The organism is Paenibacillus profundus, from assembly GCF_021369635.1.
GTDB classification, from domain to species: domain Bacteria; phylum Bacillota; class Bacilli; order Paenibacillales; family Paenibacillaceae; genus Paenibacillus_B; species Paenibacillus_B profundus.
The window spans coordinates 19,651-43,222 of sequence record NZ_JAJNBZ010000012.1; the positions used below are offsets into that span (position 1 = coordinate 19,651).

At 41.4% G+C, this 23,572-nt stretch carries 16 protein-coding genes and 4 pseudogenes; 1 reads left to right on the top strand and 19 read right to left on the bottom strand.

Annotated features, from left to right (window positions below; translation table 11 throughout):
* Window positions 1-6 precede the first annotated feature (6 nt).
* From LQV63_RS15380 to LQV63_RS15465, 17 genes and pseudogenes are all read right to left on the bottom strand, one after another.
* Entirely contained in the window at window positions 7-1,971 is a 1,965-nt protein-coding gene (locus tag LQV63_RS15380) for a cbb3-type cytochrome c oxidase subunit I (RefSeq protein WP_233697387.1), read from the bottom strand.
* 36 nt (window positions 1,972-2,007) lie between these two features.
* Complete coding sequence (gene cyoA, locus LQV63_RS15385; protein ID WP_019424616.1) at window positions 2,008-2,916, bottom strand: ubiquinol oxidase subunit II; 909 nt, start codon at window positions 2,914-2,916, stop codon at window positions 2,008-2,010.
* Window positions 2,917-3,124: 208 nt separating this feature from the next.
* Window positions 3,125-4,045, bottom strand: coding sequence for a COX15/CtaA family protein (locus LQV63_RS15390; RefSeq protein WP_019424615.1), 921 nt, complete (start codon window positions 4,043-4,045; stop codon window positions 3,125-3,127).
* A 28-nt stretch (window positions 4,046-4,073) separates the two neighbouring features.
* Window positions 4,074-5,156 (bottom strand): bifunctional 3-deoxy-7-phosphoheptulonate synthase/chorismate mutase, encoded by a 1,083-nt coding sequence (locus LQV63_RS15395; protein WP_019424614.1) that lies wholly within the window; start codon window positions 5,154-5,156, stop codon window positions 4,074-4,076.
* Complete coding sequence (locus LQV63_RS15400; protein WP_233697388.1) at window positions 5,125-6,093, bottom strand: hypothetical protein; 969 nt, start codon at window positions 6,091-6,093, stop codon at window positions 5,125-5,127. Before LQV63_RS15400 ends, LQV63_RS15395 begins: the two co-directional genes overlap by 32 nt.
* Window positions 6,094-6,348: 255 nt before the next feature.
* Window positions 6,349-7,308, bottom strand: a complete 960-nt coding sequence (locus tag LQV63_RS15405) for a carbon-nitrogen hydrolase family protein (RefSeq protein WP_233697389.1) — start codon at window positions 7,306-7,308, stop codon at window positions 6,349-6,351.
* A gap of 490 nt (window positions 7,309-7,798) precedes the next feature.
* Window positions 7,799-7,999, bottom strand: a pseudogene (locus LQV63_RS15415) (DUF255 domain-containing protein); the annotation flags it as partial.
* Window positions 8,000-8,203: 204 nt separating this feature from the next.
* A complete protein-coding gene (locus LQV63_RS15420) occupies window positions 8,204-10,150 on the bottom strand; it encodes an AraC family transcriptional regulator (RefSeq protein WP_233697390.1) in 1,947 nt (648 codons plus the stop codon).
* A 550-nt stretch (window positions 10,151-10,700) separates the two neighbouring features.
* On the bottom strand, window positions 10,701-10,859 hold the full coding sequence (locus LQV63_RS15425) for a DUF255 domain-containing protein (RefSeq protein WP_233697391.1): 159 nt from the start codon (window positions 10,857-10,859) through the stop codon (window positions 10,701-10,703).
* Between the two features lie 142 nt (window positions 10,860-11,001).
* Window positions 11,002-11,169 (bottom strand): annotated as a pseudogene (locus LQV63_RS15430) (ParA family protein); the annotation flags it as partial.
* Between the two features lie 874 nt (window positions 11,170-12,043).
* Window positions 12,044-12,688 (bottom strand): Type 1 glutamine amidotransferase-like domain-containing protein, encoded by a 645-nt coding sequence (locus LQV63_RS15435; protein ID WP_233697392.1) that lies wholly within the window; start codon window positions 12,686-12,688, stop codon window positions 12,044-12,046.
* A gap of 466 nt (window positions 12,689-13,154) precedes the next feature.
* Complete coding sequence (locus LQV63_RS15440; protein WP_407672928.1) at window positions 13,155-13,298, bottom strand: DUF255 domain-containing protein; 144 nt, start codon at window positions 13,296-13,298, stop codon at window positions 13,155-13,157.
* A gap of 515 nt (window positions 13,299-13,813) precedes the next feature.
* A complete protein-coding gene (locus tag LQV63_RS15445; protein ID WP_044876612.1) occupies window positions 13,814-14,368 on the bottom strand; it encodes a DUF4240 domain-containing protein in 555 nt (184 codons plus the stop codon).
* Window positions 14,369-14,849: 481 nt separating this feature from the next.
* Entirely contained in the window at window positions 14,850-16,343 is a 1,494-nt protein-coding gene (locus tag LQV63_RS15450; protein WP_233697393.1) for a serine hydrolase domain-containing protein, read from the bottom strand.
* 395 nt (window positions 16,344-16,738) lie between these two features.
* Window positions 16,739-17,926 carry an acyltransferase family protein gene (locus LQV63_RS15455; protein ID WP_325175887.1) on the bottom strand — a complete coding sequence of 396 codons (1,188 nt, stop codon included), beginning with the start codon at window positions 17,924-17,926 and terminating at the stop codon, window positions 16,739-16,741.
* 1,809 nt (window positions 17,927-19,735) lie between these two features.
* Entirely contained in the window at window positions 19,736-20,392 is a 657-nt protein-coding gene (locus LQV63_RS15460; protein WP_233697395.1) for a GAP family protein, read from the bottom strand.
* 624 nt (window positions 20,393-21,016) lie between these two features.
* The gene (locus LQV63_RS15465; RefSeq protein ID WP_233697396.1) at window positions 21,017-21,160 is read right to left on the bottom strand and encodes a hypothetical protein; all 144 of its coding nucleotides are present in this window, start codon (window positions 21,158-21,160) and stop codon (window positions 21,017-21,019) included.
* A gap of 371 nt (window positions 21,161-21,531) precedes the next feature.
* On the opposite strand from LQV63_RS15465, the gene LQV63_RS15470 reads away from it, so the two are divergent.
* Window positions 21,532-22,203 (top strand): DUF4097 family beta strand repeat-containing protein, encoded by a 672-nt coding sequence (locus LQV63_RS15470; RefSeq protein WP_019424602.1) that lies wholly within the window; start codon window positions 21,532-21,534, stop codon window positions 22,201-22,203.
* Window positions 22,204-22,658: 455 nt separating this feature from the next.
* On the opposite strand, the pseudogene LQV63_RS15475 reads toward LQV63_RS15470, so the two are convergent.
* Together LQV63_RS15475 and LQV63_RS32080 are read right to left on the bottom strand one after the other, a co-directional pair.
* Window positions 22,659-23,018: pseudogene (locus LQV63_RS15475) on the bottom strand (IS5/IS1182 family transposase); the annotation flags it as partial.
* A 108-nt stretch (window positions 23,019-23,126) separates the two neighbouring features.
* Window positions 23,127-23,446, bottom strand: a pseudogene (locus LQV63_RS32080) (transposase); the annotation flags it as partial.
* Window positions 23,447-23,572 lie beyond the last annotated feature (126 nt).

Genomic DNA, 23,572 nt, shown 5'->3' on the forward strand with positions numbered 1-23,572 from the left:
CGTTTGTTACCCCCTTATCGCAGCTTCTGTGCGTTTAATGTCCTCTACAGGGATATAGTAATCGGTATCATAGTTGAAGGAATGAACAAGCATGCACACCGCCACCCCAACTAAACCGGATATCGTTAACCAGAGCCAGTCAAATACAAAACCAAATCCAGCCGCAAACCAGAACATCGACATCACAAAAGGAATTCCTGAATTTTTGGGCATGTGAATCGGTTCCAGCTTCGGTGGAGCCAGAGAAAGCGGCTCACGCTCTCTGCGCTGCTTCTCTTCCCACCATTCATCCTGAGAAGATACCTGTGGCAGCGTTGCAAAATTATAGTACGGCGCAGGAGAAGGAATCGACCATTCCAAGGTGCGTCCGTTCCATGGATCGCCCGTTTCATCTTTTTGAAGATGCTTGACGCTATAGACGATTTGCCATACTTGAAACAAGAAGGCTATTCCCATCAGACCTGCCCCGATGGTGGATACCAAGTTCATTTCCCACCATCCCTTATCCCATCCGTACGTGACTAGCCGCCGCGTCATCCCCATTAATCCGAGCACATATTGCGGCATAAAGCATGCGTAAAATCCAATATTCCAGAACCAGAACGCCCATTTCCCTATACGTTCATTCAGCTTGAAGCCGAACAATTTGGGCCACCAATAATACAATCCGGCGAAATAACCGAACACCACACCGCCAATGATGGTATTATGAAAATGCGCGACCAGAAAATAACTATTATGGAATTGAAAATCAGCTGGCGCAACCGACAGCAGCACCCCGGTCATCCCGCCGACGAGAAAGCAAACAATGAAGCCGAGCGTCCACAACATGGGAGTCTCGAAGGTGATTTTTCCCCGGAACATCGTAAACAGCCAATTGAACACTTTAACGCCTGTCGGGATGGCAATCAGCATCGTCGTTAACGCAAAAAATGCATTGACATCCGCGCCAGAGCCCATCGTAAAGAAATGATGCGCCCATACGAGAAACGATAAAATACTGATAATCATCATGGCATACACCATCGATTTATACCCAAACAACTTTTTCTTCGCAAAAGTGGATACAATCTCCGAGTAAATGCCGAAGGCAGGCAGAACGATGATATACACTTCTGGGTGCCCCCACATCCAGATCAGATTGATATACATCATTGGGTTACCGCCGCCGTCCAAGGTGAAAAAATGCGCGCCCAAATAGCGGTCCAGAAACAGCAGCGCCAATGTTGCCGTCAAGATGGGAAAAGAAAATATAATCGCGATACAGCTCGATAAAACCGACCACGGGAACATCGGCATTTTCATTAGCTTCATGCCGGGAGCACGCATTTTCAGAATCGTCACGATGAAGTTGATACCGGTCATCAGGCTGCCGATCCCCGATATCTGTATCCCCCATATATAGAAATCCTGTCCGACACCCGGATTGAACATTCGTTCCGAATAAGGCGGATAAGCAAGCCACCCCGAATCTGGCGATCCTCCGATGACAAAGGACAAGTTAAATAGCATCGCGCCAAAAAAGAACAGCCAGAAGCTCAGCGCATTCAGAAAAGGGTAGGCGACATCACGCGCACCGATTTGCAGCGGCACAACCACGTTAAACAATCCGAACATAAACGGCATCGCCATAAATAGAATCATAATCACGCCATGCGTGGTAAAAATCTGATTGTAATGATCGGGCGCCAAAAGGTTCAGCTCCGGCATGGCCAGCTGAGCCCGCATTAAGAGCGCATCCACTCCGCCGCGGAACAGCATAAGGAAAGCGGAAAGGATGTACATGATGCCGATTTTTTTATGATCGACGGTCGTTAACCATTCACGCCACAACCAGCCCCACTTTTTAAAATAGGTGAGTCCAAATACAATGCCAATGATGGTTAAAACAATGCTGATATCCGCACCGTAAATTAACGGATCTCCCGTCACAAAAAATTCCGAAGCAAAGCTTTTTACGTTCTCCCACATGGAACACTCTCTCCTTACATTTCGATTCGAAACCAGCTACTCTTGGATCTTGATTTTTTGAATGTCCTCCCAGGACAAACCATGATTGTGCGAGGAAGCATACTTGGTAACCGTCATATAGAACAAACCTTCCGGGAACGCGGAGAACGTCTTAACGTCCGACGCGGCAGGCTCAGCCAGCTGTTGGTAGCCTTCCAACGTTAGCGCCGGTGACGATGCTTTGACCTCGCTCACCCATTGGTCAAACTCCTCCTGTGAAGTGGATTTCACATCAAAATACATCTTTGCAAACTCTTTTCCGGTGAAATTCGCTCCTGATCCCCAATATTCTCCACGCTCATCTGCTTGCAAATAAAGAGTCATCGCCATCCCGGACATTGCGTACATCTGACCGCCGAGCTGCGGAATCCAAAAGGAATTCATCGGAGAATCGGCTGTAATCTCAAATCGGATCGGCACACCCTCCGGGAAATTGACAGCATTCACAGTTGCGATTCCTTGCTCGGGATATTGGAATAACCACTTCCAGTCCAGCGAAGTCACTTGGATGGTCAACGGTTTTTTATCCGACTCGAGAGGTTTGGACGGCTCCAGGGCATACGTTCCCTTTATGGTAATCAGGCCTAACACGGTTATAATAATGATTGGAATCCCCCACCAGATGACTTCCAACTTGGTGCTATGCTCCCAATCCGGTGCGTATTTCGCTTTTCTGCCTGTCCTATCCCGGTAACGCCACACAATGATCACGGTAAGAATCAGGACAGGCACGATAACAAGTGAAGTCAAGATCGTTGAAATGATCATTAAATCCCGCTGTTGTTCGGCAATCGGCCCTTTGGGATCAAGCACGATCATGCTTTCTGTGCACCCGGTAGTCATCAAGAGCAGCAGCACCAGCATGGATAAGGATGCGAACCAGCGGAGTGCATTGGGTCTCTTCATCTTTTCATCTCCCATCGAATGGTGTGACTTTCATCACACCTCACTTTATAAGGGAACGATATTGGTGTCACCATCCACTAACAAAATCAAAAAACCGACCATGTTCAACAAAATGAAACAAATATATTCACAGCAAATCCTCCAAAAGTGAATTCGCCTTCCCCCTTCCATAAAAAAGAGCTCTTCATATGTAATGAAGAGCTCAACATTATTGCATTCGATGCTTCCATGAGCGGATGGCTGTATCCGTCAGCACACAGAACAGCACCGTTGCCAGAACATTATGGAGAAGACTTGTAAATAGATATATATTTTCGTTGTTAATCGTTGCAGTGAGCAGTCCACCGCTGCCAATCTGTCCGATAACTAACACGAGAGCATAGACGGTACCCGTCCTCAACTCGGATGACTGATCCTTGGATTTGCAGCGACGAACAATCAGATAAAATGCAGCAATAAGAATAAGCAGGACGGCAGCGGCAGCTCGATGTGCGAAGACAATCCCCGAAGCCCCAGACATGTAAGGGATAAGCTGACCATTGCATAGCGGCCAGCCCATACAACCGCCATCCGTACCCGTATGACGGATGTAAGCCCCCAAATAAATAACACCATAACAGTAGAACCATATCCCCCATGCGATGGGATAAATAACTTTCGGGATTTGACTGGAAGAAGCATGTTCCGCCTCATTTTTCATCCGACAATTCCATACGACCAGCAGCATAGTGCTGGCAACCGCAAGCAGTGATATTCCGAAGTGAAGCGCCATCACGGCCGGTTGCTGCGGCCATTTCACAGCTGCAGCTCCCATCAATGCCTGAACGATCGTAAACAGCAGCGTTCCGCCGGCATACCACAAGGCTTCTTGATGATGCCTAAGGTAGCGCCATGTATATAGAAACGTCACTAGAACAACTATCCCCACGATCCCAGTAACCATACGGTGCGAATACTCGATCAGGGACTCAAGTGTGTAGGCCGGAACAAACTCCCCGTTGCACAAGGGCCAGTCATCTCCGCAACCGCGCCCGGAACCGGTCTTGGTAACCAAGGCTCCTGCAAGCATAACAAGAAACATACCGATGAATGAAGTCCATGCCAACAAGCGGTAACGGAATGTTAACAAAAGAAATGACCTCTTCTCTTTTTCTGTTTTATCCTAACCCATGGAGCAATCCTGACTGTTTGACTTCCGTGTAGAAACGATTGAATTCTTCAAAATTCATCTGCTGTGCGGCGTCGGATAATGCTGTTGAAGGATCCGGATGCACTTCAACCATTACACCGTCTGCCCCCGCGGCCAGGGCCGCCTTGGCGCAAGGGGCCATAATATCCTTGCGACCGGTTGAATGAGTGACGTCGACAAACACCGGGAGATGGCTTTCCTGTTTCAGAATCGGCACGGCAGAAATATCGAGCGTGTTGCGGGTCGCTTTCTCATAAGTTCGAATGCCTCGCTCAATCAGCATAACTTGTGTGTTGCCTCGCGAAACAATATATTCTGCAGCGTGGAGGAATTCGTCAATCGTGCTTGCCAAACCACGTTTTAATAGGACTGGTGTACGCACATCTCCTGCCGCTTTAAGCAACTCAAAGTTTTGCATATTTCTTGCGCCGATTTGGATAATGTCGATATAATTGCAGGCCAATTCGATATGGGAAGGATCCACAATTTCACTTATCGTTTTCAATCCAAACTCGCTTCCGACTTCTTTCAGTATCTTCAGGCCTTCTACCCCCAAACCTTGGAAATCGTAAGGGGATGTCCTTGGCTTGAATGCCCCCCCTCGCATCACTGTAATGCCTGCTTCTTTTAGAGCAGCGGCTGCCTGACGAACCTGCCCATAGCTTTCAACCGAGCAGGGTCCTGCAATTATGATGGGCGTTCCGCCTCCGACCGTAATATTGCCCAAAGTAATGGTCGTATTTTCCTTCTGATTTTTACGGCTTACCAGCAAATGCTTTTTGTGCTCCTCTTGTTGAAGATTCAACGAAGCCTGAAAAATCTGTTTGAACAAATGTCGGATGGTTTTATCATCAAAAGGTCCTGTATTGTTAGCGATTAACACGTCAAGCATGTTCTTTTCCTGAACCGGATCGAACTTTGGAACGCCTTGCTTATTTTTCACATGTCCAATTTCCTGAGAAATGCGTGCCCGTTCCGACAGCAGCTCCAGAAGTTGAACATTAATCGTATCCAAGTCCTTACGTAATTGATTTAAATTCCTTTGTGTCATAGCTGTTCTCTCCTCTTTTATGATAAGTTTGCTTTTCCGTCCGCTTCAGCTCAACCTTTTTATACATCAACACGGAAGCAAACATAAACAAACATGTGACCAACGTACCTAGCGGCAGCTTCATTACAATATCATCAGGGAAAATAAACGGGAGCAGTGGAAAGGCGTATATCGCCGGGATACGGATACCAACAAGCAGTGATAGAACAAGCATCAAGAGCATATCCAGCAGCGTTACCAAAATCCATGAATCGATAGTAAAATACAATAACGTTCCGACAGCCGCAGATATCGTCAACACAAGCCCTTGCTTAAAAGCCATCTTTCCGCTGTACATTGGCTTTTGAAGTGACTCATACGCAACAACGAGAATAGGCGGGATAACTGCGAGATGCAGGTAGCCGACACCCCAGCATAAACCAATCCAGACGAAAGTCAGCACTAAAAATACGAGCATGTACTTGTAATGTATCTTCACTTTCTTTTCAAGCCCTTTATTCAATCCAAATGCGAGAACCCCAATCGTCAATAGGAAGGTAAACATAAAAACCAAAATAATAAAGGACCATTCATTTGTATTAATCACCAATGGCAGTAACCCCGTTGCAATTGATGGCGCCAGGTTCGATTGAATGATTCGCAAAAAGAGCATCATCAGCGCCAAGGCGAGAATGACTTTACCTGCATAAGCAATGTGTAATTGATTTATCATGAAGCCGATCAGTGCAGTCATAGTAGGAGCGACAAAAATCTTCGATGGTTGCCTGATCCATCCGGCTTCTCGGTACACCCACATCGCAATTGCCATTGCCGCAATTTCTGGCAAAATAATTTCGTTATCTTTTAACATCACCGCAGCCGTAATCATGCCGACAATAAATGTAATGGCAATGATATATGAAATAATCGTTACTTTATTGAAATGAGCAGAATCCATGTTCATTTGCTCCCTTTGTTCGTTTTATTTCCTTTAACACTCCTTCGTACCGAATACGTTTATTTACATTAACAGAATAGACTAAAAAGTAACCCTCCAATTTAATATTCTTTTAGCAATCCAAAGAGTCAGGGAAAAGGGTCGGCAACATAAAGAGAAAACAAAAAACACGACCCCAAGGTCGTGTCTGGCTAGGAGTAACCCTTCGGGCTCACTAAAGCGAAGGATCCGCGGCTTTTCGTCACTGCCTATCTGTCAGTTTTGCATGCCTGCAGTTCGTACGACTTCTTGCTTTTTATCATTAACGATCAATTGAAATACATCCGGACGGCTGTAATGCCCTGCAACATCAAAATCATAACGGCTTTGTGTGACCTGGGAAAGATCCAGTGTTGCAACTAGAATGCCTTCCTGGTTATAGAGCGGCTCAACGACATATTCGCCAAGCGGTCCTACAATGGCGCTTCCCCCTCTGCTTAGAATATCGGCGTCTTCCTTGATGTCCTCATAGCAAGCCAAATCAGCAGGATAAGAAGCTTTGGTCGCAAACTGATTGCACGAAATGACAAAGCTGCGGCCTTCACAGGCGATATGCCGAATAGTCGCTTGCCACGTATCACGGGCATCTGCCGTAGGAGCAAGGTAAATGTCAATGCCCTGCGCATACATGGCCATACGTGCAAGCGGCATGTAATTTTCCCAACATATCAAACCGCCGATTCTTCCAAAAGGGGTATCGATGACCGTAAGCGTACTGCCGTCCCCTTGTCCCCATAAGAGACGTTCGGAACCAGTCGGAACAAGCTTACGGTGTTTGCCCAAAAGATTACCATCCGGCCCGATGTACACCATGGAATTATATAACGTTCCGGTGCTAAATTGCTGGTCCCGCTCCACAACGCCGATGACCAGATACACCCCTAACTCCTTCGCCAATTCGCCAAAAGTCTCGGTTTCGGGCCCCGGGATGTCGATGGCGCTTGCCCAATAGCGTTCCCAGTCTCTCCTTCCGTCGGCATTACGGCTTCCAACGCGTGTACCGAAGCTTAGGCCTCGCGGATAACCCGGCACAAACGCCTCTGGAAAAACAATCAAATTGGCCTCTTGTCCAGTTGCCTCTCTCGTCATGTTATCAATCTTGTCCATGGCGGTTTGCTTATCGAACAAGATGGGCGCGGACTGAACGGCGGCTACCTTAATATAACGATTTTTCATTCCACCCTCCCTCGCACTCCTCACTGAATTCCGATTTGACTACTATGATAAAAGAAACCAGATTAAAATAAACCATCCATTCTGATTTTTTCTGTACCATCCGCTTCGCCGGTCGAAGCGGATGGTTCTATTGCGTATCTAATTGGGTGGTTACTTTTCGGGAGAAACGTTTTACATGTAAAAGTCATTATGGGGATGGATCATGCGATTGGGCTTGAAGAAAGCATAGGCAGTATGAAGCGGGTTGCGGAGTTGGCCCGGTCCATGACCAAACCGGTGCTATGTGGAGAGGATGAACTTTTTTTGCTTCGCTGTGCTGCGGAGCTAAATATTTGGCCAATTGCTGCCGCTTATTCAATTCCTTTTTTCTGAGCCGAATCCCGCTCCACTGAAATGGCTTCTCGCTCAACGTGGGTATACCCGTTCGAACCGACTCCGCCTGCCTATGACAGCGATCAGCAGCGAAGCGGCCAAGAAGGGGACTCACCTGATAAGTACCCGCAAAGAAAGGCGTCTTCTCTGGCGTCAAGATCACCGTCAGCGGCCAACCGCCCTGCCCCGTCATCGCTTGGCAAACGCTCATCTATAGATGATCAATGTCCGGCCGCTCCTCGCGGTCAACCTTAATCGATATGTAATGTTCGTTGAGAACCTGTGCAACTTCTTCATCTTCGAAGGATTCTTTTTCCATGACGTGACACCAATGGCAGGTACGTGTGGGTCAATAACGTCAGCTAGAAGACCACATTCCTTTCGCTTCTTATCGGAGTCAGAACGCAGGAAAGGGCAATCAACAAGAAGCGCTGTAGCCTTCTTAAGCTGGGAGATATATAGGCCTCTTATCAATGGATACATGATGAAAGATTAATTACCGCTGAATAATACAGGTGCTTGGTCAATTTTTCTGTGGAGCATTCGTCAACCACTCAGCCAATTCTTCTGTCTGCATCAACACCGATAACGGATCAATGAAATAGGAGCGGGTGTTGGACCAGGCATATAGTCTGTCATTTTTGACTGCTTCCAATTGTCCCCAGATTGGATCCTTGCGAAGTTCCTCCAGTGATCTCTCAGTAGTCAGGATAATATAGTCTCCGGCATATTGGTCCAATAATTCTATTGAGGTATCCTTATATTTCTCTTTCAACAAAGCTTCATCATAGGATGGAGGTGATATCCGTCCTAGATTCCCGTAAATAGCTTGTCCGCCACGGCCAAACTCACTGCCATATATACTTAATGTCTTGTCTGTTTCTTGCATAATACTAAAGGTTGCATCTGAGGGTATCACTGCTTGGACCTTCGCATTGGCAGCAGCGATTCGCGCAGTATAATCGGATATCCATGTGATGGCCTCCTCCTCCCGCCCTAGCAGGTCTCCAAAGAACTTCACTTCCTCTTCAATGGATGAAAAGTTCCCATAGGGAATGGCAATCGTTGGGGCAATTTTACTGTACTTTTTATATTCTCCCTCATCCGAGGTCATTACGACAATCAGATCGGGATTAAGATCAATCAGCTTTTCAAAGGAAACATCATTGCCGGAAGAACCGACAATCTCAATATTGTCCGTTAAACCACTGAAATACGGGTTGTCCATGATACGCGTCGTAGAGCCGATTGCATTAGCCTTCACTGCCAGAAGACTGCTCAAATATTGAATCGCCACGATGCGTTCGGGATTTTTCGAAACTTCCACCTCTCCGAATATGGTATTCACGATCTTGGTGGCTGCCACAGGCGTTGTTTTCTGAGTTGATTCAGAAGAATTTGAGCCGGGAGCAGATGTTTCCGATGGAGACTGTAGACTAGAGTTCCCCCCTCCGCAAGCTGTAACCAATAAGGCCATACAGAGTAGAAGTGTTGCCATCATATTTTTTCTAGATGTTCTGTCCATGTGATACTCTCCTCTTTTTTTATAATGATAATAATTATCATTATCAACATAACATTGAGAAGTGGACTCTGACATGGACAATCCCCACCTTTTAGATGGATTAAACCGAACATCCTCTTCACCAGATAGCTCTTTATTGAAATGGCTGGGAGAGAGACCGACGTTCTTTTTGAATATACGGTTAAAATAAAACACATCCTCATAGCCTACACTCTGGGAAATATAACCAATCGAAGCATCCGTGTATTGCAACATATGACACGCTTTGCCAATACGAAGTCCAATTAGATAATCGATCGGGCTGCGCGTCGTCAATTCCTTGAATCTACGGGCCAGATACTGGGGATTGTAGCCGAACCTCTGTCCTAGAAGCTCCAGCGTCAACGGTTCATCTAGGTGCTTATGCATATACTGGACTACTTGCTTAACAACTTCTGTAGGAAGGAGATCAACTCCTATCTGCTGCTTTTGCTGAAGCATTTCCAGAATAAATTGATAGAACAGTGTTTTCACCACAAATTTATCCTTCTCCGTCGATTCGCTCCATGCCTCTTCCATTCGCAGCATTATCTGATAGAGCCCTACAGGCTGTGCGGGAGCAAATGCAAATATTTGCTGAAACGGGGGAATTTCTCCCTTGTTCAGAAAATATCTTCGGCGGAGTGAAAATTCGCCACGATAAAGCACCAAATAATATTCCAGATATTCCGTTGCTTCAATATCCAGCCTCATACCCTTGCAGCCATGTAAACAATAAAAATGTTCAGCTGGATGAATAAGCCCATCCATCCGTATCTTCGCTTTGCCCCTGTACAGGAATAGAAAAGCACTTGCAGGCAAATGGTAGCCGTTGCTTGATTCTCCCGCAGCAAGTGTATACAGACGGATGTCGGCCAGCTCAATATGTAATTGATTCCAGACTTTGTACTCTTCTTGATGCTTCATCGTATGATGAATGCTCCTTCCTATAATCCTTTATTTATGCACCTTTCTCAAGAAGCTCCCATCCATCATTAGTGGCAATACTCCTTAGACTAAGTTAACAGGAGATTCCTATCTCCTTCCTAATTCCATTGACAAATTACACCATAGTTTGACCAGCTTAATAGGGTGGACGCCATTTCCAACGTTTTATGATCTGCAGTGTTATTCTCTCTTACGGTAAGAGAAAGGATGAATTGTTCTAATTGCGTCATATGTTTTGATTCATCTGTTGCTTGACTCATGATAAACACACAAAGAAAAAAATGAGCGCCTTGATTGTCTCTCCATTATAAACACCAGTTGTTTAGTCAACAAGTAATTCTACATTCCGTGTCCAATACTATGGGCAGATGCTGCTTCAACTCTCTGTATTTTTCCTAGATCGAGTTGGTCAGCATTTACGATAATTTCTCTCCCCGAGGGGGAGAGGGTTTTTAAAAGAGTTTACACAAAATATTTGACAGACCCACGCGAACATCTCAGCAATGAGAGGTACGTGAGAATCAATGGTCTAGCCAAAAGATAAGAAGGCAGGCTTAATTATCTCGTTTGGTGATATCAAAAGCCTTATCCGACCAATTGGGAACCAGTTTACCGGATTATGTGCGTGTTGAATCAAATACAGCGAATTTTCCTTGGCTAATCTATTGTATGTTTTTTTAGTTGTCATGGGGCATCACCTCATTTCGTATTGGATTTGGGTAAAGTATTGTTTATGGTTTTTTCCAAAAATAGTTTAAAAATCCTTTCCTTTATCTCGTAGGCTTCCTCCATCATCCTTTTTACGAATAGCGTAGCCAATGAAACAGGAATAATGTCCGGCTCTCGATAGCTAGGGAATTAGTCAAGTTCCCTTTCGCATCTGCATCTACCAGTAGAACTCTCTTGCCCTCCTTAACCAAGCCAACTGTTAAACTCACTGCAGTTGTTGTCTTGCCGACGCCGCCCTTTTGATTAGCCAAGGCGATTACCTTGGTCATCCACCAAGTCTTCTTTCATGCAAAAAAGCCGACTGCGCTGAAGATTAAAGTTAAGACAATCGGCTTTTTTGAAAAAATCTATATAAAAAGAGAACAACCAGCTAAGGACACTTCCTTGAATGATATCTATTAGGTAACTCCAGATAAACAATCGAAATTTTATTTCTCATATTTGATAATTCTGTAACTACAGTATCGCTTATTCATTTTCGTTTATTTCGTTAAATTCTTTGAGTCCCACTAATATAAGATCAATTCTGCTTAGCTTTCCTAAGGAATGATGTGCTATCTCAATTAATTGGAATAAGAGATATTCCTGAGCCGCTAATTCAACCCCATCATTTAGTTTATGAGCATGTATAATAAACCCACGCCATACAACATTAAGCCTGATGGAAAGAACAAGGGCTGGTCCAATTCCGACTTCCGACCAAGGCCAGAAGGGTATTCTGATACTCGTAAATCACCAATTTATCACTTTATCACTTTCGATTTACAAATATCACATAAAAAAAGAGAACCACAATAATTGTGATTCTACTTTCTTTGGCATTAAATCTCTTTATTTTTACTTATGATGAATTATCATTAATAGCTCTAAATAATATAGTACTTGTTAGGTACTACTTCGATGTTTTGATCAATAATGGTCTTTACTTTCCCTTTGTTTCTGTTATATTCCACATCCACGTGATATTTCGAATAATTAGTTTCTTTAATCTCTTCCTGAAGATATCTCATTAACGAACCGCATAATGCTCGTTCTGAGACACCACCACAGTTAGATTATTCTGTGTGGATGCTCTTTTTCTTTTGTGTCTGTCTATATAGCCGAGTAACTATGCTAAATTAGGTCACAGCCACTCAACCATAATTAGAGCGTCTCAACCAATTTCTGAATCTTTGAGTGGGAAATTAAATATACATTGCCTATAATGTCGATTTTGATGCCCTTCACACGTACAGCACCATCTTTATCTGCCGCCACATAAATATCCATTTTTTTCGATAAAGGGAAACGTTCCTCAATCAGCGCGGTGTTATCATGATCAAAATGAGCTTCAAAAGAAAAGTGATTAAGAGCCATACCTTCATAAACAGTGCATTCATCCACATATTCATCAGACATGTTCATCCCACCAGCACTTGTTCCCATTACAACAGCATTACTTTTTTTAATCAAATCCGATAATTCATATTCCGTCAAAAGGTGCTTTTGGTGCCGAGGGTTTCCACCACATAAAAAAACGACAGAGGCGTTTTGAATTAATCGCTGGGCATCTTCCATCTGCGTGCGGTGATCAATTAAATGATATTCATCAAAAAAAATGTTAGCCTGATTAAACCATGTCCTTTCAAAAACACTATCAATATTAACTTGCTCATCTTTAAAATCAGACGATTCAGCGCTAATCATAACAAGCGATTTTCTGTCTGTTATATCCTCATGCAACACATTGACTAACTTCTCAGAAAAGCCCTTATCATAAAACCAATCTAAGTAATAGTGAGTTTTCATACGTAATTACCTCCATATGTAATATCTAAATTTATTCATTATGCTTATCAAAATCCATAGCGCCAGGCGAGATAAAAATGTCTATAGTAATATAAATTTACAGCACCTACACAACTCAAGCACTAAGCGCAGATATGGAAACTACCCTGCTATTGATAATATCAAAGGAGTCATTTAATGTAAATCTATCTTTTTTAGTCCTAACTGCACACCAACCCCATCTCATCCTAATACCTAAGTGTACGGGTTGAGATTGAAAAGTGCTTTGACACTTGACTGATGGTTTGCAGTTCGGTGACTATCCCGCAGAAAAGAATTTTACCATTTAGAGATACCCCATAATCAGGCCGTATTCGAATATTGTTCTTATACGTCAAACAAAAAAACTCCTGCATAAAGCAAGAGCTTCTATAGAAATTGATTCACGCGAACATCCCATCAATGAGAGGTTCGTGTGGGTCAATAACTAGCTATATTCAATAGAAAGGAAGATGCGCTTGTTGTCGCGTTTGGAGATTTCAAAAGCTTCCGACCAAGGAAACCAGTTCACCGGGTTGTGTGCGTGTTGCAGCAGATATGGTGACTTTTCCTTGGCTAATCTATTGGGTATCTTTGTAAGTTGTTATGGCATGGGGAAGTCCTCTTTTCTGTGAATTGGTTGTGGTGACTTAATTCTACAAGAAAAGGACTTCCTTTTTCTATTTATCTATTTACACAAGATATTTTACGCTCTCCATCATTTACAACTTCTTCATATAAATCATAGAATCTATTATAAAATAATGATAATACTTCTTTCTCTTTTTCGTTTGGTTTTAATTCTTCTATTTTAATCCCCCCACAAATTCCAGTTTAGCTGCATTTTACAGATATTATATGGCATATTCTTTTATTATAATTCTTTCAAAATCCGCTTAGAATTTGTTGGTCTTTCCCTTATCTTTCCGATAACGTTTGGCATTCCTGACGTTCAAGCAGCTTAAGGACCGTAGGTCCGGGTCGTCAGACTTAGCTGGTTGAATGTATCGCCTGATTAACCTCCTTGAAATCCTTCTAAGCGATCCAGGGCGAATGCCCGCAGTAGGAATGCTGTGTTATCAGATGTACCCGCCTTCGAAGCGTTACCTATGTAAGTGGGTTCTCTCCAAATTTTTCCCACAATAATGGATATCTTTCCTCTAGGTCTTCTTCTTCCCAATCAAATTCGATTTCTATTGGTTCAAATTTATATCCTCTGACTTCTAATTCATCAAAAAACTCTGTATTAATTTCGTCATCATACTCAAATTCACCGTTTTTTTGATATGTGTATGCATCTGATGCCACTGATAAGATCTCTTCCAATTGAGGTGCAAATACATCTTCTTGTAAATTATCTTCTGTCAAATATTCAGCCAAATATTCAGGATTCTTTAATGCCTTATTATATAGTTCTTCTCCTCTAGAAATTAACCAACCTCTGAAGTAGTCAAATCCATCATCGGAACATCCCCCCATTATTACGAAAGCTGCTCCCCATAATGAAGGTGTATAAGACTGATCCATCTTGTTCTTGAACTCATTTTCAAAATTAAAAATCTCATCAGTTTTTTGTTTAACTAATTCATTGGTTAACCATTCTACTTGTCCTTCACCATGTTCTTTGGAACGATTTATCAATTCCCAAAAGTTATTATTCATTAGAATTAACCACCTTTTATATTATTTTCTCTTTGCGGGGATTTCTTATAACGTTTCTGTATCTACGAACCCGAGAGGTTTAAGGCGCATACGCGCCGGGTCCGCCGGGACTTAGCCTCGTAGGGTTGTGAGCTGAATTCGCTTCTCTGCATACCTCATCTTGCGAACCAAGGGCCGAACAGCCCGAAACGTAGATACGGTGTTAGACGATACCACCTAGCGATACTCTCATAGTTCTTTACGAATTAATTCATCTAATTTACTTGCTATCATGCCAGCGCCCTTATTAATATTACCAATAATATGTGCATGCATTTTGTGGACAGCTATCTTATATTTTTTGTTGCTATGCCTGATTATACGGAAATTCGGAGAATTTTACATAGCTAGAGAAAGTATGAATTTCTGGTTTAATTCATTTAAAAATAAAAACCCTGATTTCCGATAACGTTCAGTTATTCACGAAACGACCCTGATTTTTTTATAAGCTTCCTCTTATTATTACTATTTTTTTAATATTAATAATAATCGATAGAATGCAATTGATAGCAGCAAGACCCATCCAAATAAATATTGAATACGACATCCACACCCTTATCATATAATAATTATTATTGAATAGATAAGGCCAAATGAATACCAATGCCAAAAACATAATGCTTAAGATAAGTCTGACACTACTTCCAATTAACTTCCTGACTCCTGTCTTTTCATCTTTAATGTTTAGTTTTATTCCTCTAACTAGTTTAATTGCCTTAAGACATATGTTAACGACTGCTACTATTACTAAGAATGAAAATATCATATCAATTAATACATAAACGTCATCATAATTAAATTTATTCATAGGATTGCCATTCATACTTTCATATATATTATTAGCAATTTGCGATGGTGCAGTTGAATTCATATTAGCCAGTACAAAAATGGCCTGCTGCTTTTCTAAATTAATAATAACCTGTGAGGAATAATTAGGATTAACTCCACTATGACTAACAACTCTATTTTTAGTATCAATACTCCATCCGAATGAATAGTATTGATTTTCATCTTCATATCCAGCCGTTTTGATGTCGACTTGATGAGACTGTTGTATAGCATTCAATAGATCTGGTCTATCGCCTATCCCCATTTGGGCATTAATCCAGCGTTCTAAATCTTTTGAATTCGTTACCAAATATCCTGCAGCGATATTCCCATAATATCTAGGGGCATCATATTCTAAGTCCTTACCAAATAATACACGATATCCTTTGGTAAGTTTATCAGATTCCTTTTCCTGACCTGTTGTAAAATAACTATCAGTCATCCCTAAAGGAACCAGTATGTTTTCAGTTACGTAATCCTGATAACGTTTACCTGTAGCTTTTTCAATAATCATCGCTAAAATATCATAATTAACGGTAGCATAATTATATGCTGTCCCAGGATACGTATCTAATGCAATGTCTGAAACATTATGTATCGTTTTTTCAAGCATATCCTCAGTAGTACCTTCAGGAACTAACCGAATACTCCACGGTGGAATTCCACTTGTATGAGCTAACAACTGATTAATAGTAATATTAACTTTCTCACCCTTAATGGTTGGCTCAAACGAAGGAATATAATCTGTAATAGAATCTGAGCGAGATAAGTATCCCTCATTTTCTAATAAAATAACGGCCAAAGCAGTAAATGCCTTTGTAGTCGATCCCAATTCAAATAATGACTCTTCAGTTACCCTCTTCTTATTATTAACATCTGCATATCCGTAATTCTTATATTCTGTCTTGCCCTGGTTTAACAATACCACTGCTACTCCTGGAGTGGCCGATTTGGACATTATGGTTTTCACCATATTATCCGTATTATCATAATTTCCTGTCCTTACCAAACTACCAAGTTCATCCCAACAAACTATAGTAGTAATGATCACGATAAGTAGGATGACACATACTGTTGATGTACCTGTTTTACTTAGTATTTTCTTCATTGTAATTCTCCCTATTGTAAGTCTTCAAAATACGATACACCATCCATAATTACCTGCTTGGTGCCTTTATGACATAGAAAAGCGAAGTTCCTGAAGCCAATTAATTTTAAAGATTTTTTGAGTCTATGCTGATTCCTTTCTATTCTTCTGGTGGTTTCGTCTAACGTTGTTGTGTTCCCGACGCCTCACCGACTTAAGCCCCGATAGGGGCGGCCGCGATGCGGTTAGTCGGTGCAGGTGTGTCTGCTGAATATGCTTCCTCGAAATTCCTCATGCAGACCAAGGGGCGGATGCCCCGCAGTGGGAACACGGTGTTATAGGAAGTTCTTGCCTTCTTTGAATCTTCTCCAAAGTCTATTCTTTTTATATTCAATGGTTACTTGTATTAATGTTCATTAACAATCTATCATTTTTGATGATTTAAGTTTATTATAAGATTTTATTAGGTATGAAATCTTTCCAATGATAAAATGACTTATACCAAAGCTTAAAATAATACCAAAAAAGGTGACTAATAGAAACTTAACGTATGCTGACATACTCATGTTTTCGAATGCGTACTGCAAAATAACGACAACTGGTACATGAATAACATAAACAGTAAATGTATTGGATGAAAGATTTTGAAACAGTATACTTGCTTTGTTGAATTTCACATAAAATAAATAAATTATTCCGATACATAACGCTGCACACAGAAATGTTTCAAAGACGGAATAGGCTAGGCTTCCCCAAGTAAATCCGCCTTTTTGAAAAAAACTCAGTTTGCCAGAATACATTATTAAAACAAGGATAACACCAATAGCAAGCCAACTAAGCCCAAGGGATTTGGGTATATTCCCCATCCATCCTCTTCTCGCAGCTAAAAGCCCAAGGATAAAAAAACTGGCATACTGCGGCACATGCGCAAATTCAGTTTGTATTATTCCAAGAATGCCTACCCAGTGGTCGATAGGATACCAAATTCGAATTACAAAAGTAACAACGGCAACAAAGAGCGTAAAGAGTAATATAGTAACATGTCCAGGAAACTTATTCTTGGTTTCTGTTGTTAAAGTTTTTTTGATTATCATTCGGAAAATAGCATAGAGTAGAGCATATACCAAAAGATGCTCAATAAACCACAAATGACCGAAATTCATATCAGGCCATGAAGGGCCTGTCCAACCTACAGGTTGATCACCTATTCCAAAATAGGTCGAAATATAATATTTCCAGTAAGAAATGGATGGATATCCTCTAAAATTAATGTAATAGGTATACATTAGTAGTGGAATGATGATGAAGAAGCCGATAAGAAGTGGTATGCCAAGTCGTTGAAAACGTTCTTTAAGAAACTTGCTAGCACCTTTTTTATTAAACGTAGCTGGCATAAAATAAGCCGAAATCATAAAGAAAAGACTCATAAAAAATGCGGCATTTACAGCGAAGAAAGAACCTAATCCCGGTGAATCAACAGTTTTAAAATACCACCATCCTTCGGAGCCTCCGTACGGTTGACCTGCATGATGGGCAACCACAAGCATGATTAGTGCAACCTTCAAATTGTCCAAAAAATATATCCGGTTTTCAAGTGTCTTCAAGATATCCAGCCCTTTCTTGTAATCTTTGTTTAATTTTTTGCAAGAATTTCCTATAACGTATTATTCACGAAGTTCGTAAATATAAGGAATACAATTGATTAAACGAAATCATCGTGTTTAAATAGCCTTTTTGAAGCATGTTTTTATTATACTATTAAATGGAAGAACATGACGATCACTAATCTTATACTTTCAAACAAAAAGCCTCCGCCAGTTCCTTTGGCAGAAGCTTCTTAACAATTGATTCACGCGAACATCCCAGTTATGTGGCTGTGCACACAGTTAATGAAATCAAAATTTAAAACTTCGCCAATTAACTTGATTAATCGCAATAGCAGTAATAAAGCAATTATTAAGTACATTGTAAAAATTGTAATCTCCCTGCTTATAAATTAATCCAGTAGAATTTATTAATATGAAAATTACTATATAGATTAAGTTGATATGTGATACTAAAACCTCAGAAGTGTATTCGTGTTTAATTTTTTTCTGACTCATAACAACAGAAATAAAAAACTGATTAACCCATACTCCTACTAAGCGATATAAAATTAGAAATAATGTAATCAGAGTATAGAGTATACTATTAAGATTAATTGTGAAATTGGGGACAAATAAAAACAGCAATGCACTACTACCCAGAATAAGTAACAAATATATGAAAGAGGTAACAATCATAGTGGTAATTGTCGAGTATACTTTAAACAATATAACTACTATAAAAAATATAATTGCATCTACAATTAATGTAATAAGTAAAATTCTTGTAAGGCTGTTATACACACTAACGCCTATTAAGATGCCCATTAACAAGAACAATATAAACTGATTGATTTTATTTTTGTAATTTAAATGACTCAAAATCATTATTACTCCTAATAAAGAACCCATAGCCGAAATAAGAGTGACAAGGATCGCATAGTAAAGAATTCTGGGTTCCTCATGAAGGTTCAGATCAGGCGTGTACTTTTTTAGTGAAAAATAGAGCCCCACAATATTATCATGCCAGCAATAGAAAAACTTATTTTAAATTTAGTTGAAGTATTGGATATAAAAAATGAATTGCTCATTTTTAGTGATGGTCACCCCGAATAACAGCATTCTTTTCTAAACATAAGCCACAAGATTAACTGTCTTGTCATACCACAAAATGGATGAATATGACGAACGTTGTTCCTGTATCCAAATGAATAACTTCCACTAATACTATTAGCTGAAGCTTCTATAGAAATTGATTCACGCAAACATCTCATCAATGACATGTAACTTGTTGTAAACCAACCTTCCCAGATTTGATTCCAGACTGCATTTTCCTGCTCGCGTAAAAGCGGTTAGAAAGGATTCGGATTAGATTTCCTTGGAGATCCGTTGTTTCAATAAGTCCAAAAAACATGGTGGTCTGCTTCTTTCCACGCGTGACGAAAAGGATACCTCGCTGACTATATTGATCGAAATTTCCATAATATACATATCCACGATCAAAGACGTAAGTCACTCCGATTTTGTCGATAAGCTCGTCCATTTGATTGCGTTCAACCGGTTTGGTCTCCGTCAGTATAGCTTTATCCGGATAAACGGTTCCCGGTTCGCAAAAGGCCACACGTAAGTGAAGCTTGACGCCAGCTTTGGTTTTCCGATATTCACTAGATTCAGTGGTCCATGCGAGTCTCCTATAATTAGGGAATGGACAGGGTTACCTGCTCCCCTAATTATGGAGATTTTTTATGGAAATAACGTCTCGATTTTATCATTTATAGCACAATATTGAACCAAGTCGGCGTGAACTTTTATGCAACGCTATTGTAAATGTTACAAATTATCTATACTGCTAAGCAGCAGAATTAGTCCGGCAATACACATAATCCAAGAAAGTGCGGATCCAGTGCTTTTGGAGATTTTCACCCGGAGCTTCTCCAATGGATTCTGCATCAAACGGCCGAATACGAGATGCAGTCCAATCAGCACTAATGGAGGAAGAACCATGATGAAATTATAAGCGGCCAGTATGGGAACCCATTGAACCGTTGTCAGTTGGGCAGTGGTCATAAGCCCAATCGCCGCAAAGTAAGGAAGCGCCGTCGCTACCTCAATTAATGAAGTAGTGAATCCGAGCCCAATCATCGCGCCGATGCTTTTGGATTTGGGACGACGAGGTTCAGACACCTTCTTAGTAGGGACATAAAAGCTGCCTATAAACAGGGCTCCCCCGACAATGGCCATGATCCAGCTTACCACCTGATTCTGAAAGATGCCGGATACGGATTCAAAAATGGCATCTAAACCCAGCATAAGCGAAGCACCAACAACGAAGTAAAATCCTGCCACCGTCATCAAGTAAACGAGTAAACGTGGAACAAGCCGCTCCTTCACTGTGAGAAGGATATACACGGTCACTCCCAGCGTGGCTGGACTAAGCGTGTCTAACAGGGACAACGCCCCAACGGAGAGAAGCATCTCTGTGGTCAAGGTCCCTCCTCCTGTTCAATTGGGTATAGACCCATTTGCTCGGATTGAACCGGCGATTTTCTGATCTCCCACAGCTTCTCAATAAAGGTGTCTTCATCACTGAATTTTTCCAGACACTCTTCAAACATTTGATTGCGAAACGCCTGCTGTAACGTCGGGTTTTTGGAAATTTCTTTAATGGAAATCGACTCAAACACCTGCTTTCTATTTTATAAATCTTATTGTAAAAGATGACGCGGCGTCACTTTCAAGCTTTTTTCGTGAACTTATAGATCTTAAGGGTTTAATAGAGGAATAAATCATTCAGTTTTCCGAATGCGACTTTGGGAGTGGTATTCGAAACACCATAGAACATATTTATCTATGATCCCAAATTCTAGGAACTAGCTAGCAATCATCCCCTAATAGGGCTAGTGAGAAAGTCGAAAAACCATCATCTTCTAGTTAGATCACGGTTTCTCGAATTGTTTCATTTATGTTTTAGATTCAATTTAACCTTCTCACTGCCTCATAGAGAATCCGTCACTCCTCCCTTCTCATCCTGACGGCCGGATGAAGCAGAACAATGCGATCAGCTTATTTGTTTGGGCGAATTGAAAGCCATCTATGCCTGATGAGGCGATACTAATCCTCTTTTTTAAATAAACTTTTAATCAAATACCCTATTCCCAAGCCGATTAGGACACCTGGGAATACATAGTTAAGTATTAATCCTATACCAGCACCTATGATTACACATGCGTAAATAATTATATCTCCTTGTTTCATTTTAACTCCCCCTTGTGTGCAGTTAAATAAAATGATCTGATCACCATAACCATAGTCGGCAGCAAAAAACACGTCACTATGACGATGGTTTGATCGTATATTTTTCATCATACAAGATGACGTTACGTCACTTTCAAGCTTTTTTTAAGAAATAATAGTCACCTCAAGTTTTACCGAAAAACAACTTTTGAGAGTGATGTCTGAACGACTTAGTCACCTATGTATGACTTATCCTAATGATTAGACCAAATATGCAAACCATTGATTCGGTCTATTATGACAATGCATAACAATCATGATGATTAAACACATGAAAGCGACGTTACGTCATCTTATATAATGCTATTTAGCAAACGTAAGGAGTGGTAAAAGTGAAAAACCGATTCATTATGCTTCTTGTCCTCGTCATGTTTTTTTTAAGCGCGTGCGGGCTCGCCAACGATGACGGAACCGAAGATTTTCAGAGCGTTTCCCTGAAGGATATAGATATCCTTCAGGTCGATCATGGTAGTGTTAAATTGAATGTGGAATCAGCGGATATTGACTCGCTGGAAGCGTCCCTGCTCTTGTACGACAATGGGCCGGGGATTGTCATGGATAAGAGTAAGCGAAAAATTAAAATTCGATTAAAAAACGATGTCAGTCGCCTATTAAAAATTGGACAGATGCCCCAGCTTCAAGTGCGCATTCCGTCTGATTATATGGGACAGGTGGTCGTTGACGGTTCTTCCGGTAGTGTTACGGCAAGAGAGCTACAAACCCGCAGCCTGCAAATTACCGGCAAGAGCGGCAACATCTCTCTTGATTTCGCGAAATTCCACAGCGACATTCGCGTTTCAGTCACAAGCGGCAATGTGAAGGTATCGTTAAATGAAGTCAATCCGGATGTCAGTTGGATTTTGCAATCGGGCAGCGGGAGGCGATCGATCACCATTCCTCTGGAGGACCATCGACAGAACAATAGAAAAACGGAAGGTCAATCGGGCAGTGGGTCATATGAGGTGCATCTCAAAACCAGTTCGGGAAATATATCAGTCCAATAAGACTGTTGCCCTCAACCGCTAGCTACATACATCAGCCAGCAGGTATCATTGGCTTCGCGAACTTGTTCGCAACGACGTCGACAAGGCGAGGTCACCAAATCCGAGCGATTAGTTTCCCGGCATTAAAGATGTTGCCATAATTTGATGCAGAGACGATCGCTAATCAGCATCGGGTTCTTACTGATTTCTTGAAAGAATGTTTTTACGACAAGCCTTATTTCATCCACTCATGAGAAAAAGACGTTATAAATAACGGCAGATTGTTGGCAAAGCCCCGTTTTTCAGGACTTTTGCTATATGGGTTAATAAAATCTGCTGCTTAAAGGAAATAGGGTACATAGGAAAAGAAGATCGCCTATCATCCTGCCTTCTTGGCCAGTATATTGGCGTTCTTCTTAATGTTCTGACATGTTGCGGTCATCAGTTCTTGTTGCTGTACCTTTTTGCGATCACGTTTCCTTAAGCATCGGACACTGCGCGCAATGCTTCGGATCTGATTTATACTGCCTGTATCCTTCTCTGTCAGTCGTGCTGTATTTCAATTCGTGTTTCGGGGGGCATATATATACGTTCTTCTCGGCGTCGTATTTAAAACGCCACTTGGCAATTAAACTTTTGACAGGAGTGTAAGCTCTTCTACCGATGACAGCGTAAATTTATTTTTCTCCTGCAGCTTCTTACATATATGCGAAGTAAAATACCCGGCATCCAACGCAACAGCTTCCAACGAAGTTTTCAAACCTGAATTTTTTTACGATGTATTCTAGTCGAACTACTTAAGGCACGGAGTCATGGACATTGCCACTTAGAACGAAGCATAAGACCATCGCCTGTATAGCATAGTTATATTACACTATATTAATGCGGTGAATTGGTAATGGAAATGTATATAAAAATAGCCTGCTGAGGTTTCTCAGCAGGCTAACGTTATAAATAACGGATTTTTTCAACCAAGCACAAAGCCCTTCAATAATGTTCAATTGAAGACTATGTGGAGGCAGAAAGACAAGTCCAAGTTGTTTTTCATGCTTTTTAAGAAACGGTTGAATTAGGTTTTTTTGAATGAAGAATTCGAGCATTGTCCAAAATCATCACGGTTTTTCCTTGAGGGTATTTCGTTGACAATCTCTTCAAGAAAAGAAACACATAATCGAGCGTGCCCATTAACTTTGCGCCGCAATGCAACCAGGTAATTGGCCAATGTTTGGTAATCTCGAATCATACATTCATCTTCAAACAAGATCGTTCAATTTCGTGCCGAAGCAATTTTTATCTCTTCGAACTCTCGCTTGAAGGCCTCTAGTTTCTCTGGCTGACAAAATCAGAGTTATGCGCAGACAACGCGAAAAAAGCGGAGTTGACACAACTT